The following is a 23,707-nucleotide window of genomic DNA, read 5'->3' as shown; positions in this document are numbered from 1 at the left end:
ACGTGCCGGGGGGCCGCGGAACGGCCCGGGGCCCTCGGGGACGAGCTTGTCAGATGACGGGAGGCCGGCCCAGTCGGGTCAGCCGCCACACCGTACGCCACTTCATGGGCCGGCGCGGTCCGCACGATGTGGTCCACCCTTCCCGGAAACCACCGAACCACGCCTTCAGGGCCGGGCGCGAGGGGCGGCGCAGCAGGGTGAGCAGCAGCCACACGCCGAGGTAGACCGGGACCAGGGGCGCGGGAAGGTTGCGCCGGGCCAGCCAGACCCGGTTGCGGGCGACCATGCGGTGGTAGACGGCGTGCCGCGAGGGCGCGGTCGTCGGGTGGTGCAGCACCATGTCGGACCGGTAGTCGATCATCCAGCCCGCGTCGAGGGCCCGCCAGGCCAGGTCGGTCTCCTCGTGGGCGTAGAAGAACGCGTCGGGGAGGGCGCCGACCTCGGCGAGGACCTGGGTGCGCACCGCGTTGGCGCCGCCGAGGAAGGTGGTGACGCGGGAGGAGCGCATCGGGTCGGAGGCGCGCAGCCGGGGCACGTGACGGCGCTGGGTGACGCCGGTCTCCGGGTCGGCGATGCGGAAGCTGATGATGCCGAGCCCCGGGTCCTCCTCGAAGGCCCGGCGGCACAGCTCGGCGGTGTCGCGGTGCGCGAGGAGGCCGTCGTCGTCGAGGAAGAGCAGCACGTCGACGTCGCGCCCGCTCGGGCCGAACGCCTCGATGCCCACGTTGCGGCCGCCGGGGATGCCGAGGTTCTCGGGCAGCTCGACCGTGCGGACGCCGTCGGGGACGTCGGGGACGGGCGCGCCGTTGCCGACGACGACCACCTCGACCCGGTCGCCGTCCTGCTCGGCGATCGAGTCGATCAGGGCGCGCAGCTCGTCGGGGCGGTTGCCCATGGTGATGATCACCGCGCCGACCTTCATGGGCGTGCTCACTTCAGCCTGCTCGACGCGAGGATGGACACCAGGTGCAGCACGGTCTGGAGCAGGGCGATGCCCGCGAGGACGGCGACCCCGAGCCGGGTGAGGAAGAGGTCGCCGCGCATCTGGTCCACGACCGCCAGGACCAGGATGAGCAGGGAGGCCTCGATGCCGAGGATGAGGCGGTGGAACTTCAGCATGGCGGCGGCCCGGCGGGCCAGTGCCATGCCGGAGGAGCGCATCTCCGCGGCCGCCTCCTGCACGGGGGGCTTCCCGGCCTGGTGGCGGGCGACGCCCACGAGGTCGGTCTCCGCCTTGATCAGGATCGCGCCGAGCGCGGCGAGCGTGCCGAGGAAGGCCCACAGCCAGTCGATGCGCCCGGTGCCCCACGGGTCGGCGGCGCGCAGGCCGAAGCCGACCAGCACGGCGGCGTCGGTCAGGTAGGCGCCGACCCGGTCCAGGTAGACGCCGTTGAGGGAGTACTGCTTCTTCCAGCGGGCGATCTCGCCGTCGACGCAGTCCAGCAGCAGGTACATCTGGACGCAGACCACGCCGAGCACCGCGCCCGTGATCCCCGGCACCAGCAGCGCCGGGGCCGCGAGCACGCCGAAGACGGTCATCAGGTACGTGAGCTGGTTGGGCGTGACCCTGGTGCCGACCAGATAGCGGTCGACCCGCAGGGACACCTCACGCATGTAGAGGCGTCCCATCCAATGCTCACCGCTGCGCCGGTCCTTTACCCCCGCGGGGTGGACGACCGGTCTGAGTTCAGCTACTGATGGCCTTGACATAGTCGGCGTAGGTGTCCTTGATCTGGTCGGTCTTGAGGTCGAGGTGTTCGAGGATGGTGTAGCGGCCGGGGCGGGTCTGCGGGGCGTACTCCACGACCTTGACGAACTCCTCCGTCGTGAAGCCGATCTCGTCGGGCAGCACCGGCAGTCCGTGCCGGCGCAGCACCTCGGCCATGTACGCCGACTCCTCGTGGGCTCCGCGCAGGTACATCGCGAAGGCCGCGCCCAGTCCGCACTGCTCGCCGTGGGCGGCGGCGCGTCTGGGGTAGAGCAGGTCGAAGGCGTGGTTGATCTCGTGGCAGGCGCCGGACGACGGGCGGGAGTCCCCGGACACCGACATCGCGATGCCGCTGAGGACCAGCGCCTCGGCGAGCACCTGGAGGAAGCCGGTGTCGCCGACGCCCCCCGGGTGCCGCAGGACCGCCTCGCCGGCCTGCCGGGCGATGGCGGCGGCCAGTCCGTCGATCTTCTCGCCCTTGACCCGGTGGGCCAGCTCCCAGTCCGCGATCGCGGAGATGTTGGAGACGGCGTCACCGATGCCGGCCCGCACGTAGCGCACCGGCGCGTCCCGGATGACGTCCAGGTCGATCACGACGGCGATCGGGTTCGGCACCCCGTAGGAGCCGCGCCCCGCGTCGTTGTCGAGGGTGGCGACCGGGGAGCACAGTCCGTCGTGCGCGAGGTTCGTCGGTACCGCGACCAGCGGCAGGCCCACCCGCGCCGCGGCAAACTTGGCGCAGTCGATGATCTTGCCGCCGCCCAGGCCCACGACGGCGTCGTAGTGGCCGGCCTTTATGTCGCCGGCGAGCCGTACGGCGTCGTCGAGGGTGCCGCCGTCCACCTCGTACCAGGTGGCGCCGGACAGGGCGGGGGTGAGGCGCTCGCGCAGCCGGGCGCCCGAGCCGCCGCTGACGGCGACGGCGAGCTTGCCCGAGTGCGAGATGCGCTCGTCGGCGAGGACCCCGACGAGGTCGTCGAGGGCACCCGGACGGATGTCGACGACGACCGGCGAGGGGATCAGCCGGGTCAGTACTGGCACGCGATCTCCCGTCCCCGGGCGAGATCGTCGTGGTTGTCGATCTCGACCCACGCGACGTCGCCGATCGGCGCCACGTCGATGCGGAAGCCGCGGTTCACCAGCTCCTGGTAGCCGTGCTCGTAGAACTGCTGGGGGTCCTTCTCCCAGACGGTCCTGAGCGCGTCGGCCAGTTCGGGGGCGGCGTCGCCCTCGATGAGGGTGACGCCGATGTACTCGCCGGTCGCCTCGGCCGGGTCCATGAGCTTGGTGATCCTCGTCATGCCCTTCGCGGGGTCGACGACGACCTTCATCTCCTCGTCGGCGAGGGACTTCACGGTGTCGAGCGCGAGGATGATCCGCCTGCCGTCGCCGCGGGCGGCGAGCAGGGTCTTCTCGACGGAGACCGGGTGCACGGTGTCGCCGTTGGCGAGGATCACGCCGTCCTTGAGCGCGTCACGCCCGCACCACAGGGAGTAGGCGTTGTTCCACTCCTCGGCCTTGTCGTTGTCGATCAGGGTGAGCTTCAGGCCGTACTTGGCCTCCAGGGCCGCCTTGCGCTCGTACACGGCCTCCTTGCGGTAGCCGACGATGACCGCGACCTCGGTCAGACCGATCTCGGCGAAGTTGCCGAGGGTCAGGTCCAGCACGGTGACCGCATCGGGTCCGCCCTCTATGCCCGCGGGCCCCACCGGCACCAGCGCCTTGGGAAGGCTGTCGGTGTAGGGGCGCAGACGCCGTCCGGCGCCGGCCGCCAGCACGAGGCCGATCATGCGGGTTCTCCTTCATCGTGTACGGACGGGGCGCCTGCCCGGTGGGCGGCGACCCAGAAGCGGATGCTCTCGGCGAGCACCACGAGGGCGACGGCCACGGCGAGAACCGTGAGCGCGACCGTGAACTGCCCGGCGGTGAGCACCGCGGCGAGCACGGCCACCAGCAGCGTCCGCCCCTCCTGTCCCCCGACGGCGCGCACCAGCCAGGCCGGCGGCGCTCCGGCGCCACCGCGGATGCGGTACACCGTGTCGTAGTGATGGTAGGCGACGGCGGCAACCAGCCCGAAAGCGGCCGGTAGCGCCCCGTTCACGTCGGCCTTCGCCGCGAGGATCAGCACCGTGCCGTACTCGGCGGCGCGGAAGAGCGGGGGGACGAGCCAGTCGAGGGCGCCCTTGAGGGGGCGGGCGACGGCTTCGGCGGAGAGCAGGACGTAGGCGGCGGCCATCAGCACGACCCACCAGCTCGGTCCCCACAGCCAGGCCCCGAGGGTGACGAGGACGGCACCGACGGCGGCGCTCAGGGGGGCCGTGGGACGGGGCGCGCCGGACAGGAGGCGGGCCGCCGGGCCGGCCAGCGGCCCGCTGTCGGCGAGGTCGGCGAGGGCCTGCGCGGCCCGGTCGGTACGGCTGGCCCTGCGGGTCAGCGAGCGCAGGACGCGGCCCGCGGTCGTGTACGTCGCGGCCAGGGCGCAGCCGACGAGCAGGACGGAGAGAGTGACGCGCGGGGTGGTGGCCGCGGTCAGGACGGCGATCATGGCCCATCGTTCACCGATGGGCAGCACTATCATCCGGCGCGCCCAGACCGTCCAGCCGACGCTGTCCAGCTTGCCGGAGAGGGCGGCGGTGGGGCTGGTGTTGGCGGTGGCGTCGTGATTGGCCTCGTTGAAGGAGAAGTCCACCACGTGCCGGCAGGTCTGCAGCACCATCGCGCCGAGGGCGAGCGCCCATACATCGTCATGGCCGCCGCCGCGGGCCGCCCCGAGGGCGAGGCCCGCGTAGTAGGCGTACTCCTTGGCCCGGTCGAAGGTGGCGTCCAGCCAGGCCCCGAGGGTGGAGTACTGGAGCGAGTAGCGGGCGAGCTGGCCGTCGGTGCAGTCCAGCACGAAGGAGAGGATCAGCAGCAGTCCGGCGGCGACGTAGCCGGCGCGGGTGCCGGTGGCCGCGCAGCCGGCCGCGATCAGGGCCGTGACCAGCGAGGCGGTGGTGACCTGGTTGGGGGTGAGGCCCCGGCGGGCGCACCAGCGGGCCAGGTAGCGCGAGTAGGGGCTGATGCAGAACGTCGTGAAGAAGCCGTCGCGGGCCTTCACGGCCGACTTCAGGCGTACGGCCTCGTCGTCGACGGCGCCGACGGCCTGCCGCGCCTCGTTGCGGGCCTGCGGGTCGGCGGGGACGGCGGCGACCAGGCTGCCCAGCTCGGGCCGGTGGACCTCGCCGCCGTCGGCGCCGAGGGCGGCGGCGACGCGGTCGGCGAGACCGTCCTCGGTGAGGCCGTCCGCGGCGCCGTGCACGGCGAGGGCGTCCACGTCGCCCGCGTCCGGCTTCACCTGTGCGGGGGCACTGCCGTGCGCGGTGCCGCCGCTCGCGGAGTTCTCGCGGGCCATCGCGCGGGTCAGGGCCTGCCGGGCGGCCGGCTGGGCGGTGACGGCGCCGGGGACCGCGGCGAGCGGGAAGCGGGGGTCGGTGAGGCCGAGGCGCAGCGCGTGCCGGTGGCCCACGAAGCGGCTGTCGACGACGGCGACCCGCTGGTTCTCCGGGACGGCGGCGAGCAGTGTCTCCGCTTCGGCGGCGCCGGCGGCGGTCCGGACGTCGAAGCCGAGGGACCGCAGGTCGGCCTCGATCGACGAACCGGGGACCGGCTGACCGGTGAGGATGGCGGTCGACAACCGAACTCACTCCCTGGGGCCCGGCGCGTGCGCGCCGGTCTTCTGCATGGTGGGCTCTGCGTGGCGGGCGCCCCTGTACGGCGCCGGTGACGGCACCGGGCGCGCGGCATTCGGCAGAGGCTATCGGATGCCGGGAAGACCGTGTTCACCGGCCGTTCAGGTCCGCTCCACACCGCTCGGAGCGGCCTTCGCCGAGATCATCATGGGCGATCGGCGGCCCCGCCCACAAACCGCGCTCCCCCACGGCGGACATCCGCGACATTGCGCACGGACCCGGGACCTCGGCATAGGGTGGGCGGCCATGACGTGGCTGATCACCGGCGGGGCCGGATACATAGGGGCACATGTGGCGCGGGCCATGACCGGCGCCGGCGAACGCGTCGTCGTCCTGGACGACCTGTCGGCGGGCGTTCCCGCGCGGCTTCCGGCACAGGTGCCCCTGGTGACGGGTTCGGCGCTCGACGCCGGCCTGCTCGAGCGGGTGCTGGCCGAGCACGCGGTGACCGGGGTGGTGCACCTGGCGGCCCGCAAGCAGGTCGCCGAGTCGGTGGCGCGGCCCACGCTCTACTACCGGGAGAACCTCGGGGGTCTGGTCACCCTGCTGGAGGCCGCCGCCGGGGCCGGTGTCCGGCGGTTCCTGTTCTCCTCGTCCGCGGCCGTCTACGGCAACCCGGACGTGGACCTCATCACGGAGGACACCCCCTGCGCCCCGGTCAACCCGTACGGCGAGACCAAGCTCGCCGGGGAGTGGCTGGTGCGCGCGGCGGGCGAGGCGCACGGCATGGCGACGACGTGCCTGCGCTACTTCAACGTGGCCGGGGCGGCCGAGCCCGCGCTGGCCGACACGGGCGTCTTCAACATCGTCCCGATGGTCTTCGACCGGCTCACCCGCGGCGAGGCCCCGCGGATCTTCGGCGACGACTACCCGACCCCGGACGGCACCTGCGTACGGGACTACATCCACGTCGCCGACCTGGCCGAGGCACATCTCGCGGCGGCCCGCCGGCTCGGCGCGCCGGACGCGGGCGGCGACCTGACGGTGAACATCGGCCGCGGCGAGGGCGTCTCGGTGCGCGAGCTGGTCACCCTGATCGGCGAGGTCACCGGCGACGCCCGGCCGGCCGTGGTCGAGGGGCGCCGCCCCGGGGACGCGCCGCGCGCGGTGGCCTCGGCCGAGCTGGCCGCCCGGGAGCTGGGCTGGACCGCCTCGCGCGGGGTGCGCGAGATGGTCGGGTCGGCCTGGCGGGGCTGGCGGCTGCACCGGTCGGCCGAGCTGTCGGCGGGCGCCTGACCTGGACTTCGTTTCCGCAGGTCAGGGCAGATGACAACGGTGTTCAGTGCCGCGTTGCCGGATGCCCCGCACCCGTAGTTCACTGGGGTCCCGGGCCGATCGCAGGAGGCTGTTTCCCATGGGGGCTGGGCACGATCACGGGCACGGTCACACGCACGCGCCGGTCACGGGCACGGCCGCGGCGGCGTACCGCGGCCGGCTGCGCGCCGCGCTGGCGATCACGCTCACCGTCATGGTGGTGGAGATCGTCGGCGGTGTGGTCGCCGACTCCCTCGCCCTGATCGCCGACGCGGCGCACATGGCGACCGACGCGCTCGGGCTGGGCATGGCGCTGCTCGCGATCCACTTCGCGGCCCGCCCGCCGACCGGGAACCGCACCTTCGGGTACGCCCGCGCCGAGATTCTGGCCGCCCTCGCCAACTGCCTGCTGCTGCTCGGCGTGGGCGGGTACGTCCTGTACGAGGCCGTGCAGCGGTTCTTCACGCCGGCCCCCACCGAGGGCGCCGCGATGCTCGTGTTCGGCGGGATCGGCCTGGTGGCCAACATGGTCTCGCTGACGCTGCTGATGCGCGGGCAGGCCGACAGCCTCAACGTGCGGGGCGCGTTCCTGGAGGTGGCGGCGGACGCGTTGGGCTCGGTCGCGGTGCTGCTGTCCGCGGTGGTGATCCTGACGACGGGCTGGCAGGCCGCCGACCCGGTCGCCTCGCTGGTCATCGGCCTGATGATCGTGCCGCGGACCGTGAAGCTGCTGCGCGAGACGCTGGACGTGCTGCTGGAGGCGGCCCCGAAGGGCGTCGACATGGCCGAGGTGCGCAGCCACATGCTCGCCCTGGACGGGGTGGAGGACGTGCACGACCTGCACGCCTGGACGATCACCTCGGGGATGCCGGTGCTGTCGGCGCACGTGGTGGTGCGCTCGGACGTGCTGGACGCCATCGGCCACGAGAAGATGCTGCACGAGCTCCAGGGCTGCCTGGGCGACCACTTCGACGTGGCGCACTGCACCTTCCAGCTGGAGCCGCGCGGCCACGCGCAGCACGAGGCGCGGCTCTGCCACTGAGGACCCGGGCGGCCCGGCGTTCGCACATCCGTTCCGCGCGGTTCCGCGCCCGCGGCGCCGGGCAAGATCACCCACCGGGCCCCGTTTCCGGTGGCGGAGCGGCGACGGCCGCGGTCACGCCGGGCGGCGGGACATGCGGGCGTTCGCGGGGAAGTGCCGGGGGCGCCGTGCGCGTACGGCAGACTGGGGGCGCGAGGACCGATGTTAAGGATGGGTATGCCGATCACACCTGCCACCGCGACGACCGGGTCGTCGAACGGCACCGCGGACGCGATTTTGCTGGAACTGGTCGATGAGGACGGCGTGACCATCGGCACCGCGGAGAAGCTCTCGGCCCATCAGGCGCCGGGGCGGCTGCACCGGGCGTTCTCGGTGTTCCTCTTCGACGAGCGGGGCAGGCTGCTGCTGCAGCAGCGGGCGCTGGGCAAGTACCACTCCCCCGGTGTCTGGTCCAACACCTGCTGCGGTCACCCCTACCCGGGTGAGGCGCCCTTCGCGGCGGCCGCGCGGCGCACGTTCGAGGAGCTGGGGGTGTCCCCCTCGCTGATGGCGGAGGCGGGCACGGTCCGCTACAACCACCCGGACCCGGCCTCGGGCCTGGTGGAGCAGGAGTACAACCACCTGTTCGTGGGGATGGTGCAGTCCGCGCTGCGGCCGGACCCGGAGGAGGTCGGCGGCACGGCCTTCGTGACGCCCGCCGAGCTGGCGGAGCGGCACGCGAAGGACGTGTTCTCCTCCTGGTTCATGACCGTGCTGGACGCGGCCAGGCCGGCGGTGCGGGAGCTGACGGGCCCCTCGGCCGGCTGGTGAGGCAGGGTCTTTCGTTCGGACCGGGCCGGATCGGGCCGGATCGGGAGCGGGGTCCGGTGCCGTGCCTCGCGAGGCGGAGGAGGGAGTCGGGGCGGAGCCCTGGCGACCGACGACGCTGCGGGGTGCGGTGCCGGGGCCCGCGAGCCCGGCGTGATCCGAACGAAAGACCCTAACGGTTCCCCGCGGGCTTGAGCGGCAGGGCGACCCAGATCACCTTGCCGCCGCTCGCGGTGTGCTCGATGTCGCACACCCCGCCCGCCTCCCGGGTGATCTCCCGCACCAGCAGCAGCCCCCGGCCGCCCGTCCGGCCGTGGTCGGTCTCCAGGGCGGTCGGGCGGTAGGGGTGGCTGTCCTCCACGGAGACCCGCACCCAGTCGGCCCCGACGGCCACCTCCACCGCGAGGACCGGTGACAGCAGGGCCGCGTGCCGCACGGCGTTGGTCACCAGCTCGGAGACGATCAGCAGGAGTCCCTGGACCAGGTCGTCCGAGGCCGGTACCCCCTGCCGGTACAGCAGATCCCGCACGGCGTGTCTCGCCTGCGGGACCGAGGCGTCCACGGCGGACGCGGTGAACCGCCACACGCCTTCGTACGGCAGGGGGCGCGGTTGCGGTTGCGGCACTCTGCCGGCCGGGGGGTCCTCCGACGTCCCGGGGGGCGCCCCCGCCTCGCCCTCCGGGCGTGGGCCGGGCCCGCGCCCCTGGTTCTCCATCGTCCGGTCCCCGTCCTTGCGCTCGATTGTCACCACACGTCGAGTGTTGGTAACGCGGCGCTTCGCCCCGGGTGCCTGAACAGAAGTCAGCCGATATGGAGCGTTCCCGACCGCTCCGGCCCCCTTCCGCCGGAGAACCGACCGCTTCTGTCGTGCTCGTGTCGCTTTCGCTCACTCTTCGGGTTGTACGGGTTCGGCGGCGCGGCCGCCCGGCGCGACCCCGGCACCGGTCCCGCCGGCCGTGCCTTCGGGGACCGCGTGCTCGGCGGCCATGCGTTCGGAGACCATGCCCACGATGCGCCGGCCGCCGAAGCCGGTGGCGAGCAGGCCGAGGCCGTCGAAGAGCAGGGCGAGGGAGAAGAAGCAGCCGATGACGTACTGGCTGCTGCTCGGCCAGTCGATCAGCACCAGGACGCCCAGCAGCAGGTCGAAGGCGCCCAGCAGGAGGGTCCAGCCGAACTGCGGGCCCCGTACGACCATGCTGCCGACCAGCCGGAAGAGGCCGCCGGTGAGGAACAGCAGGGCGGCGAACATGGTGAGCGCGGCGGCGGCCTCGTCGGGCTTGCGGATGATCACGACACCGGCGGCGATGTTCAGGGCCGCCACGATCACGCCGAGCCAGAGGAAGCTGGTGCCCCGGGCCTGGATCGCGTGCAGCAGGCCGACGACGCCGCCGATCAGGAGCAGCCAGCCGAACAGCAGCATCGACGTCAGGGTGGCGACGCCGGTGTAGACGAGCCCGACGAGCCCGGCCGCCACCAGGATCACCCCGAGCACGGCGAGCCAGCCGAACCCCCTGCGAAGTTTGGCCGCCTCGCCCCGGGGCCGGGTGGACGTGTCCATGGGCGCCTCCTCGTGTCGCCCCCCCCTTTGATCCTCTTTGCCCTCGATTCTTCCCTCGATGTCGTGCCGCTCACCCCACCGGGCCCGATCGGCCCCGCGGGGGCACGATTAGCATCCGGGCCATGGAGCCCGAACTTCTGCACGGTGTCACCGGCGCTGTCGCCACCGTCGTCCTGCACCACCCGGCCAAGCGCAACGCCATGACGGCCGCGATGTGGCGGGCGCTGCCGCCGCTGCTGGCGAAGCTGGCCGCCGATCCCGGGGTGGGGGCGCTGGTGCTGACCGGCGCGGGCGGGACGTTCTGCGCGGGGGCCGACATCTCCACGCTCCAGGGCTCGCCGGACGAGGCCCAGGCGCTGGCCGTACAGGCCGAGGAGGCCCTCGCCGCCTTCCCCAAGCCGACGCTGGCCGCCGTGAAGGGGCACTGCGTGGGCGGGGGCGCGCAGCTGGCGGGCGCCTGCGACCTGCGGTTCGCCGAGGAGGGCGCGATGTTCGGGGTGACGCCGGCCCGGCTCGGGATCGTCTACTCCTCCTCCGCCACCCGGCGGCTGGTGGCGCTGGTGGGGCCCGCCACCGCCAAGTACCTGTTGTTCTCCGGCGAGTTGATCGACACGGCACGGGCGCTGCGCACGGGCCTGGTCGACGAGGTGCTGCCGTCCGGCGAGCTCGACGGCCGGGTGGAGGAGTTCACGCGCGTGCTGGTGTCCCGCTCGCGGCTGACGCAGGCCGCGGCGAAGGAGTTCGCCGACGGCCGCACGGACCGCGACGCCCACTGGGCGGCACAGGCGCGCGGCGGCGGCGACGCCGCGGAGGGGGTCGCCGCCTTCCTGGAACGCCGCGAGCCGCGCTTCACCTGGACCACGTCGGGATGAACCGGCACGGGGCGCCGAACTCCCCGACGAGACTCTCCGACGAGGCGGGCCGGCGCCCCGTGCGGTGATCCGGCGTCGCGGGGCGACCGCGGGGGCCGGCGGTGTCCAGGGCGGTGAAGCGGCCGAGGAGGACGACGGCGGTCCGCACGCGCCGCCTTCCCCGAGGAACCGGCGGACGGCCGGGGCGCGGTGACGGGATCGGGACCGGGGCGGGAGCCGAGGCCGGGCCGGGGCGGGAGCCGAGGCCGGGGCGGCCGGTCGGCGTCCACGGGCCGCAGGCCGGCCCGTCACCGGCGAAAAGGGACGAACGGCCCGGCCGCGAAGACGACCGTGCCGGGGCGGGCATGATCGGCCGCGGTCGAGGTAGACGGAGGGTCCGGCCGCGAGGGCCGGGAGAAGACACCGTCCGGCCGTCGCGGCCGGGGACGAGAGGAGACCTCCGTGTTCCGTGCGATCGCAGACGTACTGCGGCAGATCGGTGGAGCCATCGCCACTGTGGTGACGCTGCCCTTCCGGGCCCTGGCCAGGCTGTTCGGCGGAGCCTCGCACGGCCGGGCCTGAGGGCCGCCCGGCCCCGCCCTGATCCCGGGTGTCGGCGCCACCTGCCACAATTGCCGCGCAACCTCAGTGGAGAAGGCGGTACGGGATCGTGACGACACCCGGGTTCATCGAAGCAGGGTCCATCGAAGGCAGGATCGCCGGGGAACTCGGCGTACGGGAGCGGCAGGTGAAGTCCGCCGTGGAGCTGCTCGACGGCGGCTCCACGGTGCCTTTCATCGCCCGCTACCGCAAGGAAGCGACCGAGATGCTCGACGACGCGCAGCTGCGCACGATCGAGGAGCGGCTGCGCTACCTGCGGGAGCTGGAGGAGCGCCGGGCGGCGATCCTGGAGTCCGTTCGCGAGCAGGGCAGGCTCAGCGACGAGCTGGAGGCGCGCATCCGGGGCGCCGAGACCAAGGCGCGGCTCGAGGACATCTACCTGCCGTTCAAGCCGAAGCGGCGGACGAAGGCGCAGATCGCCCGGGAGGCGGGTCTGGAGCCGCTCGCCGACGGGCTGCTCGGCGACCCGTCCGTGGAGCCGCTCGCCGCGGCGGCCGCCTTCGTCGACGCCGGCAAGGGCGTCGCCGATCCGCAGGCCGCCCTGGACGGGGCGCGGGCGATCCTCACCGAGCGGTTCTCGGAGGACGCCGACCTGATCGGCGAGCTGCGCGAGCGCATGTGGGTGCGGGGCCGGCTCGCCGCGAAGGTGCGGCAGGGCAAGGAGGAGGCGGGCGCGAAGTTCGCCGACTACTTCGACTTCGCCGAGCCGTTCACCGAGCTGCCCTCGCACCGGATCCTGGCGATGCTGCGCGGCGAGAAGGAGGAGGTCCTCGACCTCGTCCTGGAGCCCGAGGAGCCGACGGACGGGCCGTCGTCGTACGAGGGGATCGTGGCGCACCGGTTCGGCATCGCCGACCGGGGACGGCCGGGCGACAAGTGGCTGAAGGACACGGTCCGCTGGGCCTGGCGCACCCGTGTCCTGGTGCACCTCGGCATCGACCTGCGGCTCAGGCTGCGCACGGCCGCCGAGGACGAGGCGGTGGACGTCTTCGCGGCGAACCTGCGCGACCTGCTGCTCGCCGCCCCGGCGGGCACGCGCGCGACGCTCGGTCTCGACCCCGGTTTCCGCACGGGCGTGAAGGTGGCCGTCGTCGACGCGACCGGCAGGGTGGTGGCCACGGACGTCGTCCACCCGCACGTCCCGGCCAACCGGTGGGACGAGGCGATCGCCAAGCTCGCGCGGCTGGCGGAGCGGCACGCGGTGGAGCTGATCGCGATCGGCAACGGCACCGCGTCCCGCGAGACCGACCGGCTCGCCGGTGAACTCATCGACCGGCACCCCGGGCTGAAGCTCACCAAGGTGATGGTGTCGGAGGCCGGCGCCTCCGTGTACTCGGCGTCCGCGTTCGCCTCGCAGGAGCTGCCCGACATGGACGTGTCGCTGCGCGGCGCGGTGTCGATCGCACGCCGGCTGCAGGACCCGCTCGCCGAGCTGGTGAAGATCGACCCGAAGTCGATCGGCGTCGGGCAGTACCAGCACGACCTGTCCGAGGTGAAGCTGTCGCGTTCGCTGGACGCGGTGGTGGAGGACTGTGTGAACGGCGTCGGCGTCGACGTCAACACCGCCTCGGCCCCGCTGCTCGCCCGCGTCTCCGGCATCTCCTCCGGCCTCGCCGAGAACATCGTGACGCACCGCGACTCCCACGGTCCCTTCACGTCCCGGCAGGCGCTGAAGAAGGTGCCCCGGCTCGGCCCGAAGGCGTACGAGCAGTGCGCGGGCTTCCTGCGGATCCGCGGCGGCGACGATCCGCTGGACGCCTCCAGCGTGCACCCCGAGGCCTACCCGGTGGTGCGTCGGATGGTGAGGACGTCCGGTCAGGAGGTCGGCTCGCTGGTGGGCAACACGGCGGTGCTGCGTTCGCTGCGGCCGGCCGACTTCGTGGACGACACGTTCGGCCTGCCCACCGTGACCGACATCCTCAAGGAGCTGGAGAAGCCGGGGCGCGACCCGCGGCCGGCGTTCAGGACGGCCTCGTTCAAGGAGGGCGTGGAGAAGATCTCCGACCTGGAGTCCGGGATGGTCCTGGAGGGCGTGGTCACGAACGTGGCGGCCTTCGGGGCGTTCATCGACGTCGGCGTCCACCAGGACGGGCTGGCGCACGTCTCCGCGCTGTCCAGGACGTTCGTCAAGGACCCGCGGGAGGTGGTCAAGCCCGGCGACATCGTCAAGGTGAAGGTCCTGGACGTCGACATCCCGCGCAAGCGGATCTCGCTGACGCTCCGGCTGGACGACGAGGCGGCCCCGAAGGGCGAGCCGTCGGGCGAGGGCCGGCCGCAGCGCGGCGGCCGTCCGCCGCAGCAGCGCCGGCAGGGCGGGCAGCGCGGCGGGGGCGGGCGGGCCGACGGCTCTCGCCAGGCCCCGCCGCCGGCCAACAGCGCGATGGCGGACGCCCTGCGCCGGGCGGGCCTGACCGACGGCCCGAAGGGCAAGCGGTAGGACGCGCGCGCCGGGTCCGGTTCCCCGCGGAGCGCGGGGAACCGGACCCGGCGGTCGAGCTGCTCCGACGGACCCGTCGTGGCGTGCCCAGGGCGTGTCCGGCCTTTCGCGTCGGGTCGGCGCGCGGCGTCCGGTGCCGGGGACACCTCCCACGCCGTTCGGCAGTGAGGGAGCGTCGCACGGCGGAGGACCGCCCGTGCACCGGACGCACCCGGATGGTCCGACGACGCGGCGGTGGGAGTCCCTCCCGCGCGAGCGGAGCCGAGCGTGAGGGAACCGTGCCGGACGCCGCACGCCCGACGGGAGGCGTCCTAGCGTTCCGTCACCTTGCCGGCGGCGACCTCCAGGCGGCGGGTGACGTGGACCGCGTCCAGCATCCGGCGGTCGTGGGTGACCAGCAGGAGGGTGCCCCGGTAGGCGTCGAGGGCCGACTCCAGCTGCTCGATGGCCGGCAGGTCGAGGTGGTTGGTGGGCTCGTCGAGGACGAGGAGGTTCACCCCCCGGCCCTGGAGGAGCGCGAGGGCCGCGCGGGTGCGTTCCCCCGGTGACAGGGTGGCCGCCGGGCGCAGCACGTGCTCCGCCTTCAGGCCGAACTTGGCCAGCAGGGTGCGCACCTCCGCCGGCTCGGTGTCGGGGACGGCCGCGCCGAACGCGTCCAGCAGCGCCTCGGGTCCGTGGAACAGCTTGCGGGCCTGGTCGACCTCGCCGACCAGGACGCCCGAGCCGAGGGCGGCGTGTCCGGCGTCCAGCGGGACCCGGCCGAGGAGCGCGCCCAGCAGGGTCGACTTGCCCGCGCCGTTGGCTCCGGTCACCGCGACCCGGTCGGCCCAGTCGATCTGGAGGGTGACGGGGCCGAAGGCGAAGTCGCCGCGCCGCACCTCGGCGTCGCGCAGGGACGCCACGACCGCGCCGGAGCGCGGGGCGGACGCGATCTCCATGCGCAGCTCCCACTCCTTGCGCGGTTCCTCGACCACCTCCAGGCGTTCGATCATGCGCTGGGTCTGGCGGGCCTTCGCGGCCTGCTTCTCGCTGGCCTCGCTGCGGAACTTGCGGCCGATCTTGTCGTTGTCGTCGGCCGCCTTGCGGCGCGCGTTCTTGACGCCCTTGTCCATCCAGGAGCGCTGGGTCTGCGCGCGGTCCTGGAGGGCGGCCTTCTTGTCGGCGTACTCCTCGTAGTCCTCGCGGGCGTGCCGGCGGCCCACCTCCCGCTCCTCCAGGTAGGCGTCGTAGCCGCCGCCGTAGAGCCTGATCCGCTGCTGGGCGAGGTCGAGTTCGAGGACCTTGGTGACGGTGCGGGTGAGGAACTCGCGGTCGTGGCTGACGACGACGGTGCCGGCGCGCAGGCCGGTCACGAAGCGCTCCAGGCGCTCCAGGCCGTCCAGGTCGAGGTCGTTGGTGGGCTCGTCGAGGAGGAAGACGTCGTAGCGGGACAGGAGCAGGGAGGCCAGGCCCGCGCGGGCCGCCTGGCCGCCGGACAGCGAGGTCATCGGCTGGTCCAGGTCGACACCGAGGCCGAGGGAGTCGGCGATCTCCGCGGCGCGCTCGTCGAGGTCGGCGCCGCCGAGGTCGAGCCAGCGCTCCAGGCTGGTGGCGTACGCGTCGTCGGAGCCCGGCGCCCCCTCGACGAGGGCCTGGGTGGCCTCGTCCATGGTCCGCTGGGCCTCGGCGACGCCGGTGCGGCGGGCCAGGAACTCCCGCACGCTCTCGCCGGGGCGGCGCTCGGGCTCCTGGGGCAGGTGGCCGACGGTCGCGGTCGGCGGGGACAGGCGCAGCTCGCCCTGCTCGGGTGCGGTGAGCCCGGCGAGGAGCGTCAGCAGGGTGGACTTGCCCGCGCCGTTGGCTCCGACCAGCCCGATCACGTCACCGGGGGCGACGACGAGGTCGAGCCCGGAGAAGAGGGAGCGGTCGCCGTGGCCGGCGGCGAGGTTCTTGGCGACGAGGGTGGCAGTCATCAGACGGTAGATCCTAGTCGTACCGCCGGTGCCGGGGCGCGGTGGCTCCGCCCCCTCGCCGGGCGGCCGGTGACCGGCTACCGTCCGGGTGTGGAGACCGGGTGCGGCGAAGACGTGGTGGTGGTCGGGGGCGGGGTCGTCGGGCTGGCGACGGCGGTCGTCCTCGCCGAGCGGGGCCGGCGGGTCCGGGTGTGGACGCGGGACCCGGTGGAGCGGACCACCTCGGCGGTCGCGGGCGCGCTGTGGTGGCCGTACCACATCGAGCCGGTGGAGGCGGCGCGGACGTGGGCGCTGCGTTCGCTGGAGGTGTACGAGGAGCTGGCGCGGCGGCCGGAGTCGACGGGGGTGCGCCTGGTCGACGGGGTGATGGGCGAGACCGGCCTGGACGACGTGGAGGGCTGGGCCGTCGGGCGGCTCGCCGGGCTGCGCCGGGCGACGGCCGCGGAGTACCCCGGCGGCGCCGCCGTCCGGGCCCGGCTGCCACTGATCGACATGGCGGTGCACCTGCCCTGGCTGCGGGAGCGGCTGCGGCGTGCGGGCGGCACGGTCGAGGAGCGCACGGTGCGGGATCTGGCGGAGGCCGACGCCCCGGTGGTGGTGAACTGCACCGGTCTGGGCGCGCGCGAGCTGGCCGCGGACCCCTCGGTACGGCCCGTGCGCGGGCAGCTGGTCGTCGTGGCGAACCCGGGGGTGCGCACCTGGCTCGTCTCCACCGCGCCGGACGGCGAGATGGCCTACCTCTTCCCGCAGCCGGGGCGGCTGCTGCTGGGCGGCACGGCCGAGGACGGGGTGTGGTCCCTGGAGCCGGACCCGGCGGTGGCGGCGGCGATCGTCCGGCGGTGTGCGGCGCTGCGGCCGGAGGTGGCCGGGGCGCGGGTGCTGGAGCACCGGGTGGGGCTGCGGCCGGTGCGGCCGGCGGTGCGGCTGGAGCGGGAGGTGCTGCCGGACGGCCGGGCGGTGGTGCACCACTACGGGCACGGCGGTGCGGGGGTGACCGTGGCGTGGGGGTGCGCGGAGGAGGCGGCCGGGCTGGCCGCCCCCTCCTGAGAGCGGCACTCCTGCGGGACCCGTGCCCCTACGGGACGCGGGGCGCGGGCCGTGGGGCCGCGACGCCGTCCAGCGGCCCGGAGTGCGCGGCGGCCGCGGCCGCGCCGGCCGTGGCGGCCGCGAAGGCCCGGGTGCCGCCGACGAACGGGACGCGGGCGGTGGTGCGGGACAGGTCGAGGGTGAGGGTCGGGGTGTCGGCGGGCGGGTCGATGAGCTCCTTGTCGGTGCCGGCGACGATCAGCGCCAGGCGGTGGCCCGCCGGGACGACGTGGTCGGTGGCGGCCAGGTCGAGAGTGATCGTGTACGCCCTGCCCGGTGTGAGCGGGACGCCCTTCCCGGGGTCGGCGTGGGTGCCGAGATCGGCCCAGCCGCGGCTGAGGACGGTGTGCTCGACGTCGGTGGTGTCGGCCCGTGTCTCCTTGAAGCAGGCGCTGTCGCCGGCGGTGCTCAGGCCCCAGCAGGTGCGGTCGGTGAGGGTGGTGACGCCCTCGCCGCTCGCCGCGTAGTCGCGGACGGTGTCGGGGCCGAGGTCGACCAGGACGGCGCTCAGGTGGGCCGTGGGCGTGGTGGGCGTGGCGGTGACGGTGACGCGGGAGGAGCCGGCCAGGCGCAGGTCGCGGGTGAGGGGCACGGTGGTGAAGGCGGCCTTGGCGGGGGTCGGGGTGTCGACGGCCGCGGCCCAGTCGGTCTCGCTCAGCGCGGGGTCGTCGGTGAAGGTCGCGGTGCCCCCGCCCTCGCGCAGGCCGAGGGTGCCGACGCCCGGCTGTCCGCCGGCGGCGGGGCGCAGGGTGACGGGCCAGGTGGCCTTCGGCGGCCAGGCCCTGGAGGTCTCCCACTGGTCGGGCCGGCGTTCGACGTCGGCCACGGGTTCGCGGTCGACGCCGTTGTCGTAGCCGAGGAGTTCGTGGTCGAACCAGCGGTGCAGGGTGTCGACCCAGGCGGCGCGGCGGAAGTCGAAGGGGTCGACGTGGCCGGTCTGGGAAAGCCAGATCTTGCGCTTCACCCCGTGTTCGGCGAGGGCGTCCCACCACTGGCCGACGTGCTTCATCCGGACGTTGAGGTCCTGGAGGCCGTGGACGAGGAAGACGCTGGCCTTCACCCTGCTCGCGTCGGGGACGTGGTCGCGCTCGCCCCACAGGGCGGTCAGGTCGCCGGTGCGGGGCGCCCCGTCGACGAGTTCGCGCTGGACGGCGTCGCACCTGGTGCGGGCGTCGGGGCTGTCGACGTAGTACGAGAGCCGGTCGGGGCCGGAGTCGTAGAGCGGGGCGCCCTGCTGGAAGTAGTAGTCGTACCAGGAGGAGATGGCGCTGATCGGGACGATGGTCCTCAGCCCCTTCACGCCGGTGGCGGCGACGCCGTTGGCGATGGTGCCGTCCCAGCTCTTGCCGATCATGCCGGTGCGGCCGTCGGTCCAGTCCGCGGTGGCGGTGGTGGTGCCGGTGCGGGTGGTGTACGCCGTGGCACGGCCGTTGAGCCAGTCGACGACGGCCTTCGCGGAGAGGACGTCGGAGCGGCCGCCGACGTCGACGCAGCCGTCGGAGCGGTTGGTGCCGGCCAGGTCGACGCCGACGAAGGCGTAGCCGCGGGGCACGAAGTAGTTGTCGTAGAACAGCGGCATCAGGTCGACGGCGCCCTGGGCGTCGTACGTCTTGCGCTGGCTCTCGTTGCCGCGGCCGCAGCAGGAGTAGTAGGGGCTGGCGTCCATGATGACGGGCACCTCACGGCCCTGCCGGGCGGGTTCGCGGGGGCGCACGATGTCGACGGCGACCCGGTCGGTGCGGCCGTCGCCGTCGCCGTCGAGGCGGGTGTCCACCCAGACGGCCTCGCGGATCGCGTCGTCGTAGGAGTAGCGGGGCAGGCTCTCGCGCGGCGCGGCGTGGGCCGCCGCCGGGGTGAGGAGGGCCGCCGTCAGGGCGGCGACGGCGGCGGTCGCGAACGGTCTCCAGATCGTGAAGCGCATGCGAGTCGGCATGCGCGGGACGGTACAGCGGTCAACTCCCGTGCAGAAGAGGGCGATTGACGGACGGACGGGGCGCCGGAGCGTGCGGGCGGCTCAGTGGACGGGACTCTCCCGGGCCGCACCGGCGAGGAGTGCGTCGCGGCCGATGGCGGCCGCCCGCGTGGACGGCACCGTGCAGGCGTACGCCCCCGCGACCGCGCCGTAGCGGGCGCACCGGTGCGGGGGTTCGCCGGTGAGGCGGCCGTAGAGGAAGGCGGCGGCGAAGGCGTCACCGGCGCCGTTGCTGTCCACCACCGGGGCCGGGGGCGTCGCCGGCGGTACGTGGGTCAGCTCGCCGTCGGCCAGCAGGTACGCGCCCTCGGCGCCGGCCGTGGCGACGACCACCTCGGCGCGGCCCCGCTCGGCGACGCGGCGCATGGTGCGCTCGGGGTCGGCCAGGGCGGTCGTGGAGAGGAAGACGACGTCGGCGGCGTACGCGAACTCCGCCTGGTAGGGGTTCTCGCCGTCCCAGTCGTGCAGGTCGGTGGAGATGCCCACGCCGCTCTCGCGCAGAGCGGGCAGGGCCTGGGCGCAGGGCTGGGTGATGGACACGTGCGCGTGCCGGCCGGCGCCGGCGAGGGTGCGCAGGATGTCGTCGGGGAACCGGTCGTCGGGGTGGGAACGGCTCGTGTCGTACAGGGAGAGGCGCCGGCCGTCCGGGCCGACCAGGTTGACCGCGCGTTTGGTGCCGGCGGGCTGCGGGACCGCGGTGAGGCCGATGCCCCGGTCCTCGTGCAGGGCGCGCACCAGGTCGCCCTCGGGATCGTCGCCGAGGAAGTCGAGGTGGTGGGTGCGCAGGCCCAGGCTGCTCAGCCCCAGCGCGACGAAGTCGCCCGTCTGTCCCGCGCGGGTGCGGACCCCGCTGTCGATCATGTAGCTGTCGGCGTACGGGAGCGGCAGCTCCGGCACGTACACGATGGTGTCCACCCCCGCGCCGCCCAGCACGAGCACGTCGATGTCCCTGCTCACTTGCGCCCCTCCCCGTGGTCGTGGACCGCGACGGAGATCCCCCGCTCGACGAGCCGCCCGCGGACGAACGGCTCGACGCGGGACCACGTGCCGCCGGCCGGACCACACCCTATGCGGGGCGTGTGGACGGAGGCACCGAGTTCGACGACCCCCTCCGCCAGGCGTGCCGGCGCCGCGTCGATCGCCTCGTGGCGCACGGGTACGCCCTTGCCGCCGGTCCGGACGCCGCGCCGGCCCACCATGTCGGCCGCCCACACGTACGGCTCGACCCGCACGAGCTGGACGGCGCCCGGCCCGAAGTCGTCGGACGCGCGGTCGCGGTGCCAGGCGCGGCAGGCCTTCTCCGGCTCGGGCCGGCGGCGCGACAGCGCCAGGACGAAGCCCTTGCCCCGTCCCCCGATGTCGTTGCGGACGTGGGCGATCACCTCGACGCCCTTGACCGACGGCGTGGTGGCGTCCCCCCGGACGTACGTGATCCCCGGCATGACGCCACCGTAAGGGACGCCGCTGACAGCGGCTCAGGTCCGCGGTTCGGCGGCCGTCGGCGCCACGGGTTTCACAGCACTGGTGTGACAGCGATACTGCTGCACATGACGATCGAGACCGAGGAGCCGGACCTCACGGTCGACGAGCTGGCCGCGCGCGCGGGGGTCACCGTGCGGACGGTGCGGTTCTACAGCACCAAGGGACTGCTGCCGCCGCCGGTGATCGGTCCGCGCCGGGTGGGGCGCTACGGGCAGGAGCACCTCGCGCGCCTCGCGCTGATCGAGGAGCTGCAGCGGCAGGGCCTGACGCTGGCGGCGATCGAGCGCTACCTGGACCGGCTGCCGCCCGGCCTCGACGCCCGCGACCTGGCCGTGCACCGGGCGGTGGTGGCGTCCTGGGCGCCGGACGCCGTGGAGACGGTGGAGCCGGAGGAGCTGGAGCGGCGGGCGGGGCGGGCGCTGGACGACGAGGACGTGGCGCGGCTCGCCGCCATGGGTGTGCTGGGCGAGCGGGCCGGCGACGGCGCGTACCGCGTCGACGCCGGGCTGCTCAGGCTGGGCGTCCGCCTCCTCGACGTACCGCTGTCCCAGGAGGCGATCCTCGCGGCCCGCACCGTCCTGGTGGACCACGCGCGGGCGGCGGCCCACGAGCTGTCGCGGCTGCTGCGCGAGGACGTGGCGGAGCGGGACGCGCGGGCGGTGCGGTCGCTGTCGGCGCACCTGCAGCCGCTGGTCGTGCAGGCGCTGCTGACGGCCTTCCAGCGGTCGCTGACCGAGGAGGTGCGCGAGTGGCTCGGGGAGCCGCCCGTCACGGAGACCGGCGACTCCCCGTGACGGGCGACTCCCCGTGACCGGCGGCGCCCCGTGACCGGCGGCGCCCCCTCGCGGGCGGCGGCCCGTGGCGGGCGGGCCGCTCAGCGGGCGTCCGTGAAGGTCTCCCCCCGCTCCGCCTTGGCCACCAGCAGTGCGGGCGGGGTGAAGCGGTCGCCGTAGCGCTCGGCGAGTTCACGCGCGCGGGCCACGAAGCCGGGCAGGCCGCCGTCGTAGCCGTTGACGTACTGCAGGACGCCGCCGGTCCAGCCGGGGAAGCCGATGCCGAACAGGGAACCGATGTTGGCGTCGGCGACGGACGTCAGGACGCCCTCCTCCAGGAGGCGGACGGTGTCGAGGGCCTCGGAGAACAGCATGCGTTCCTGCATGTCCTCGAAGGGCACGGTCCCGGAGGGGTTCTGCGCGTCGTCGCGGGTGAAGTGCTCGCGCAGGCCCGGCCAGAGTCCGGTGCGCCTGCCGTCCTGGTCGTAGTCGTAGAAGCCGGCGCCGCCGGAGCGGCCGGGGCGGCCGAACTCGTCGACCATGCGGTCGATGACGGCCTCGGCGGGGTGGCCCGGCCAGGTGCCGCCGGCCTCCTCGACGGCCCGCTTCGACTCGTTTCGGATCTTGCGCGGCAGGGTGAGGGTGAGCTCGTCCATCAGGGCGAGGACCTTGGCCGGGTAGCCGGCCTGGGCGGCGGCCTGCTCGACGGAGGCGGGTTCGATGCCCTCGCCGACCATGGCGACGCCCTCGTTGATGAAGTGGCCGATGACCCGTGAGGTGAAGAAGCCGCGGGAGTCGTTGACGACGATCGGTGTCTTCTTGATCTGGCGGACCAGGTCGAAGGCGCGGGCGAGGGCCTCGTCGCCGGTGCGGCCGCCCTTGATGATCTCCACGAGCGGCATCTTGTCGACGGGTGAGAAGAAGTGCAGCCCCACGAAGTCGGCCTGCCGCTCGACGCCCTCGGCGAGGACGGTGATGGGCAGGGTGGAGGTGTTGGAGCAGAGCAGGGCGTCGGGCTCGACGATGTGCTGGATCTCCTGGAACACCTTGTGCTTGAGCGAGGTGTCCTCGAAGACGGCCTCGATGACGGCGTCGCAGCCGGCCAGGTCCTGGGGGTCCGCGGTGGGCGTGATGCGGGCCAGGAGGGCGTCCGCCTTCTCCTGGCTGGTGCGGCCGCGGGAGACGGCCTTGGCGCAGAGCTTCTCGGAGTAGCCCCTCCCCTTGAGGGCCGCCTCCAGGGAGACGTCCTTGAGGACGACGTCGATGCCGGCGCGGGCGCACGCGTAGGCGATGCCGGCGCCCATCATCCCGGCGCCGAGGACGGCGACCCTGCGGACCTGGCGGGGCGCGACGCCCCGGGGCCGGCTGACCCCGGAGTTGACGGCCTGCAGGTCGAAGAAGAACGCCTGGATCATGTTCTTCGACGTCTGTCCGGCGGCCAGCTCGACGAAGTAGCGGGCCTCGATGACCTGGGCGGTCTCGAAGTCGACCTGGGCGCCCTCGACGGCCGCGGCGAGGATGTTGCGGGGCGCCGGGTAGGGGGCGCCGTTGGTCTGCTTGCGCAGGGTGGCGGGGAAGGCGGGCAGGTTCGCCGCGAACTTCGGGTTCGACGGGGTGCCGCCGGGGATCCGGTAGCCCGGCCGGTCCCAGGGCTGCTGCGACTCGGGGTTCGCGTCGATGAAGGCGCGGGCCCTGTCGAGCATCTCCTCGTGGGTGGCGGCGACCTCGTGGACCAGGCCGTTCTCCAGGGCGCGCCGCGGGCTGTACTGGGTGCCCTGGAGGAGGACCTTGAGGAGGGCGTCGGCGATGCCGAGCAGGCGGACCGTGCGGACGACGCCGCCGCCGCCCGGGAGCAGTCCGAGGGTGACCTCGGGGCAGCCGATCTTCGAGCCGGGCGCGTCGAGGGCGACGCGGTGGTGGCAGGCGAGGGCGATCTCGTAACCGCCGCCCAGGGCCGCGCCGTTGAGGGCCGCGACGACGGGCTTGCCGAGGGTCTCGATGCGGCGCAGGTGGCGCTTGATCTCCATGCCGCCGTCGAACAGTTCCTGGGCGGTGTCGGGGGTGACGCGGATCAGGTCGCGCAGGTCGCCGCCCGCGAAGAAGGTCTTCTTCGCGGAGGTGACGATGACGCCCCGGACGGTGTCCTTCTCGGCCTCCAGACGGTCGGCGACCGCCGCGAGCGAGGCGCGGAACGCCTGGTTCATGGTGTTGGCGGACTGGTCGGGGTCGTCGAGGACGAGGGTGACGAGGCCGGTGCGGTCCTGTTCCCAGCGGATGGTGGTGCTCTGTGTCATGACAGGGTCTCCGTAGCAGTCTCTTGGTTCCGCCGGGGTGGTCAGACGCGTTCGACGATCGTGGCGATGCCCATGCCGCCGCCGACGCACAGGGTGGCGAGGCCGTAGCGCTTGTCCTGGCGTTCCAGTTCGTCGACGAGGG

Annotated in this window: 20 protein-coding genes and 1 pseudogene; 8 read left to right on the top strand and 13 right to left on the bottom strand. The window is 73.9% G+C overall.

The window, feature by feature from the left end:
• Positions 1 to 49 precede the first annotated feature (49 nt).
• Genes ACZ5FU_RS21180 through ACZ5FU_RS21160 form a run of 5 tightly spaced genes read right to left on the bottom strand, consistent with a single transcriptional unit; the run spans position 50 to position 5,381 of the window.
• The gene (locus ACZ5FU_RS21180) at positions 50 to 922 is read right to left on the bottom strand and encodes a glycosyltransferase family 2 protein (RefSeq protein WP_451530946.1); all 873 of its coding nucleotides are present in this window, start codon (positions 920 to 922) and stop codon (positions 50 to 52) included.
• A gap of 8 nt (positions 923 to 930) precedes the next feature.
• On the bottom strand, positions 931 to 1,710 hold the full coding sequence (locus ACZ5FU_RS21175) for a CDP-alcohol phosphatidyltransferase family protein (protein ID WP_451530933.1): 780 nt from the start codon (positions 1,708 to 1,710) through the stop codon (positions 931 to 933).
• Complete coding sequence (locus ACZ5FU_RS21170) at positions 1,688 to 2,749, bottom strand: iron-containing alcohol dehydrogenase family protein (protein WP_468836615.1); 1,062 nt, start codon at positions 2,747 to 2,749, stop codon at positions 1,688 to 1,690. Before ACZ5FU_RS21170 ends, ACZ5FU_RS21175 begins: the two co-directional genes overlap by 23 nt.
• Positions 2,737 to 3,498 carry a phosphocholine cytidylyltransferase family protein gene (locus ACZ5FU_RS21165; RefSeq protein ID WP_451530931.1) on the bottom strand — a complete coding sequence of 254 codons (762 nt, stop codon included), beginning with the start codon at positions 3,496 to 3,498 and terminating at the stop codon, positions 2,737 to 2,739. Before ACZ5FU_RS21165 ends, ACZ5FU_RS21170 begins: the two co-directional genes overlap by 13 nt.
• Entirely contained in the window at positions 3,495 to 5,381 is a 1,887-nt protein-coding gene (locus tag ACZ5FU_RS21160; protein ID WP_468836610.1) for a DUF5941 domain-containing protein, read from the bottom strand. Before ACZ5FU_RS21160 ends, ACZ5FU_RS21165 begins: the two co-directional genes overlap by 4 nt.
• A gap of 301 nt (positions 5,382 to 5,682) precedes the next feature.
• Between ACZ5FU_RS21160 and galE the strand changes: the two genes are divergently transcribed.
• The 3 genes from galE to idi all read left to right on the top strand — a co-directional run bounded on the left by galE (position 5,683) and on the right by idi (position 8,542).
• A complete protein-coding gene (galE, locus tag ACZ5FU_RS21155) occupies positions 5,683 to 6,672 on the top strand; it encodes a UDP-glucose 4-epimerase GalE (RefSeq protein WP_451530929.1) in 990 nt (329 codons plus the stop codon).
• Between the two features lie 118 nt (positions 6,673 to 6,790).
• Positions 6,791 to 7,732 carry a cation diffusion facilitator family transporter gene (locus ACZ5FU_RS21150; RefSeq protein WP_451530928.1) on the top strand — a complete coding sequence of 314 codons (942 nt, stop codon included), beginning with the start codon at positions 6,791 to 6,793 and terminating at the stop codon, positions 7,730 to 7,732.
• 216 nt (positions 7,733 to 7,948) lie between these two features.
• Positions 7,949 to 8,542, top strand: coding sequence for an isopentenyl-diphosphate Delta-isomerase (gene idi / locus ACZ5FU_RS21145; protein ID WP_451530927.1), 594 nt, complete (start codon positions 7,949 to 7,951; stop codon positions 8,540 to 8,542).
• 169 nt (positions 8,543 to 8,711) lie between these two features.
• Here idi and ACZ5FU_RS21140 read toward each other — a convergent pair whose 3' ends face one another.
• Both ACZ5FU_RS21140 and ACZ5FU_RS21135 read right to left on the bottom strand, forming a co-directional pair.
• Positions 8,712 to 9,254 carry an ATP-binding protein gene (locus ACZ5FU_RS21140; protein ID WP_451781962.1) on the bottom strand — a complete coding sequence of 181 codons (543 nt, stop codon included), beginning with the start codon at positions 9,252 to 9,254 and terminating at the stop codon, positions 8,712 to 8,714.
• Between the two features lie 171 nt (positions 9,255 to 9,425).
• Positions 9,426 to 10,097 carry an HdeD family acid-resistance protein gene (locus tag ACZ5FU_RS21135; RefSeq protein WP_468836606.1) on the bottom strand — a complete coding sequence of 224 codons (672 nt, stop codon included), beginning with the start codon at positions 10,095 to 10,097 and terminating at the stop codon, positions 9,426 to 9,428.
• Between the two features lie 122 nt (positions 10,098 to 10,219).
• On the opposite strand from ACZ5FU_RS21135, the gene ACZ5FU_RS21130 reads away from it, so the two are divergent.
• The 3 genes from ACZ5FU_RS21130 (at position 10,220) to ACZ5FU_RS21120 (ending at position 14,006) form a co-directional block, all read left to right on the top strand.
• A complete protein-coding gene (locus ACZ5FU_RS21130) occupies positions 10,220 to 10,969 on the top strand; it encodes an enoyl-CoA hydratase/isomerase family protein (protein WP_451781947.1) in 750 nt (249 codons plus the stop codon).
• 441 nt (positions 10,970 to 11,410) lie between these two features.
• Positions 11,411 to 11,530 carry an LPFR motif small protein gene (locus ACZ5FU_RS21125; RefSeq protein WP_451530924.1) on the top strand — a complete coding sequence of 40 codons (120 nt, stop codon included), beginning with the start codon at positions 11,411 to 11,413 and terminating at the stop codon, positions 11,528 to 11,530.
• Positions 11,531 to 11,618: 88 nt separating this feature from the next.
• On the top strand, positions 11,619 to 14,006 hold the full coding sequence (locus ACZ5FU_RS21120; protein WP_468836599.1) for a Tex family protein: 2,388 nt from the start codon (positions 11,619 to 11,621) through the stop codon (positions 14,004 to 14,006).
• A 311-nt stretch (positions 14,007 to 14,317) separates the two neighbouring features.
• Here the strand turns inward: ACZ5FU_RS21120 and ACZ5FU_RS21115 are convergent, their stop codons facing one another.
• Positions 14,318 to 15,958: an ABC-F family ATP-binding cassette domain-containing protein gene (locus tag ACZ5FU_RS21115; protein ID WP_451781944.1), complete on the bottom strand. Its 1,641-nt coding sequence runs from the start codon at positions 15,956 to 15,958 to the stop codon at positions 14,318 to 14,320.
• Positions 15,959 to 16,048: 90 nt separating this feature from the next.
• On the opposite strand from ACZ5FU_RS21115, the gene ACZ5FU_RS21110 reads away from it, so the two are divergent.
• Positions 16,049 to 17,005 carry an FAD-dependent oxidoreductase gene (locus ACZ5FU_RS21110; protein WP_451781942.1) on the top strand — a complete coding sequence of 319 codons (957 nt, stop codon included), beginning with the start codon at positions 16,049 to 16,051 and terminating at the stop codon, positions 17,003 to 17,005.
• A 28-nt stretch (positions 17,006 to 17,033) separates the two neighbouring features.
• Here ACZ5FU_RS21110 and ACZ5FU_RS21105 read toward each other — a convergent pair whose 3' ends face one another.
• The 3 genes from ACZ5FU_RS21105 to ACZ5FU_RS21095 all read right to left on the bottom strand — a co-directional run bounded on the left by ACZ5FU_RS21105 (position 17,034) and on the right by ACZ5FU_RS21095 (position 20,458).
• A complete protein-coding gene (locus ACZ5FU_RS21105; RefSeq protein WP_468836594.1) occupies positions 17,034 to 18,977 on the bottom strand; it encodes a Xaa-Pro dipeptidyl-peptidase in 1,944 nt (647 codons plus the stop codon).
• An 81-nt stretch (positions 18,978 to 19,058) separates the two neighbouring features.
• Positions 19,059 to 19,973, bottom strand: a complete 915-nt coding sequence (locus ACZ5FU_RS21100; RefSeq protein WP_451530919.1) for a PfkB family carbohydrate kinase — start codon at positions 19,971 to 19,973, stop codon at positions 19,059 to 19,061.
• Positions 19,970 to 20,458 carry a macro domain-containing protein gene (locus ACZ5FU_RS21095; protein WP_468646689.1) on the bottom strand — a complete coding sequence of 163 codons (489 nt, stop codon included), beginning with the start codon at positions 20,456 to 20,458 and terminating at the stop codon, positions 19,970 to 19,972. Before ACZ5FU_RS21095 ends, ACZ5FU_RS21100 begins: the two co-directional genes overlap by 4 nt.
• A 105-nt stretch (positions 20,459 to 20,563) precedes the next feature.
• On the opposite strand from ACZ5FU_RS21095, the gene ACZ5FU_RS21090 reads away from it, so the two are divergent.
• A complete protein-coding gene (locus ACZ5FU_RS21090) occupies positions 20,564 to 21,292 on the top strand; it encodes a MerR family transcriptional regulator (protein ID WP_451530917.1) in 729 nt (242 codons plus the stop codon).
• Positions 21,293 to 21,372: 80 nt separating this feature from the next.
• Here the strand turns inward: ACZ5FU_RS21090 and ACZ5FU_RS21085 are convergent, their stop codons facing one another.
• Together ACZ5FU_RS21085 and ACZ5FU_RS21080 are read right to left on the bottom strand one after the other, a co-directional pair.
• Positions 21,373 to 23,565, bottom strand: a complete 2,193-nt coding sequence (locus tag ACZ5FU_RS21085) for a 3-hydroxyacyl-CoA dehydrogenase NAD-binding domain-containing protein (RefSeq protein ID WP_468836589.1) — start codon at positions 23,563 to 23,565, stop codon at positions 21,373 to 21,375.
• 41 nt (positions 23,566 to 23,606) lie between these two features.
• Positions 23,607 to 23,707 (bottom strand): annotated as a pseudogene (locus ACZ5FU_RS21080) (beta-ketothiolase); the annotation flags it as partial.

It is taken from the genome of Streptomyces sp. NPDC031554, from assembly GCF_055580685.1.
Note: the sequence above shows the minus strand (reverse complement) of the source record. Positions and strands in the feature narration are given on the sequence as shown.

What these genes read in the sequence shown, in the direction of transcription:
- ACZ5FU_RS21140 (WP_451781962.1), bottom strand. Translation starts at nt 9,254, where the DNA reads ATGGAGAACCAGGGGCGCGGGCCCGGCCCACGCCCGGAGGGCGAGGCG.
- ACZ5FU_RS21180 (WP_451530946.1), bottom strand. Translation starts at nt 922, where the DNA reads ATGAAGGTCGGCGCGGTGATCATCACCATGGGCAACCGCCCCGACGAG.
- ACZ5FU_RS21165 (WP_451530931.1), bottom strand. Translation starts at nt 3,498, where the DNA reads ATGATCGGCCTCGTGCTGGCGGCCGGCGCCGGACGGCGTCTGCGCCCC.
- ACZ5FU_RS21175 (WP_451530933.1), bottom strand. Translation starts at nt 1,710, where the DNA reads ATGTCAAGGCCATCAGTAGCTGAACTCAGACCGGTCGTCCACCCCGCG.
- ACZ5FU_RS21085 (WP_468836589.1), bottom strand. Translation starts at nt 23,565, where the DNA reads ATGACACAGAGCACCACCATCCGCTGGGAACAGGACCGCACCGGCCTC.
- ACZ5FU_RS21135 (WP_468836606.1), bottom strand. Translation starts at nt 10,097, where the DNA reads ATGGACACGTCCACCCGGCCCCGGGGCGAGGCGGCCAAACTTCGCAGG.
- idi (WP_451530927.1), top strand. Translation starts at nt 7,949, where the DNA reads ATGCCGATCACACCTGCCACCGCGACGACCGGGTCGTCGAACGGCACC.
- ACZ5FU_RS21150 (WP_451530928.1), top strand. Translation starts at nt 6,791, where the DNA reads ATGGGGGCTGGGCACGATCACGGGCACGGTCACACGCACGCGCCGGTC.
- ACZ5FU_RS21095 (WP_468646689.1), bottom strand. Translation starts at nt 20,458, where the DNA reads ATGCCGGGGATCACGTACGTCCGGGGGGACGCCACCACGCCGTCGGTC.
- ACZ5FU_RS21130 (WP_451781947.1), top strand. Translation starts at nt 10,220, where the DNA reads ATGGAGCCCGAACTTCTGCACGGTGTCACCGGCGCTGTCGCCACCGTC.
- ACZ5FU_RS21105 (WP_468836594.1), bottom strand. Translation starts at nt 18,977, where the DNA reads ATGCCGACTCGCATGCGCTTCACGATCTGGAGACCGTTCGCGACCGCC.
- galE (WP_451530929.1), top strand. Translation starts at nt 5,683, where the DNA reads ATGACGTGGCTGATCACCGGCGGGGCCGGATACATAGGGGCACATGTG.
- ACZ5FU_RS21115 (WP_451781944.1), bottom strand. Translation starts at nt 15,958, where the DNA reads ATGACTGCCACCCTCGTCGCCAAGAACCTCGCCGCCGGCCACGGCGAC.
- ACZ5FU_RS21090 (WP_451530917.1), top strand. Translation starts at nt 20,564, where the DNA reads ATGACGATCGAGACCGAGGAGCCGGACCTCACGGTCGACGAGCTGGCC.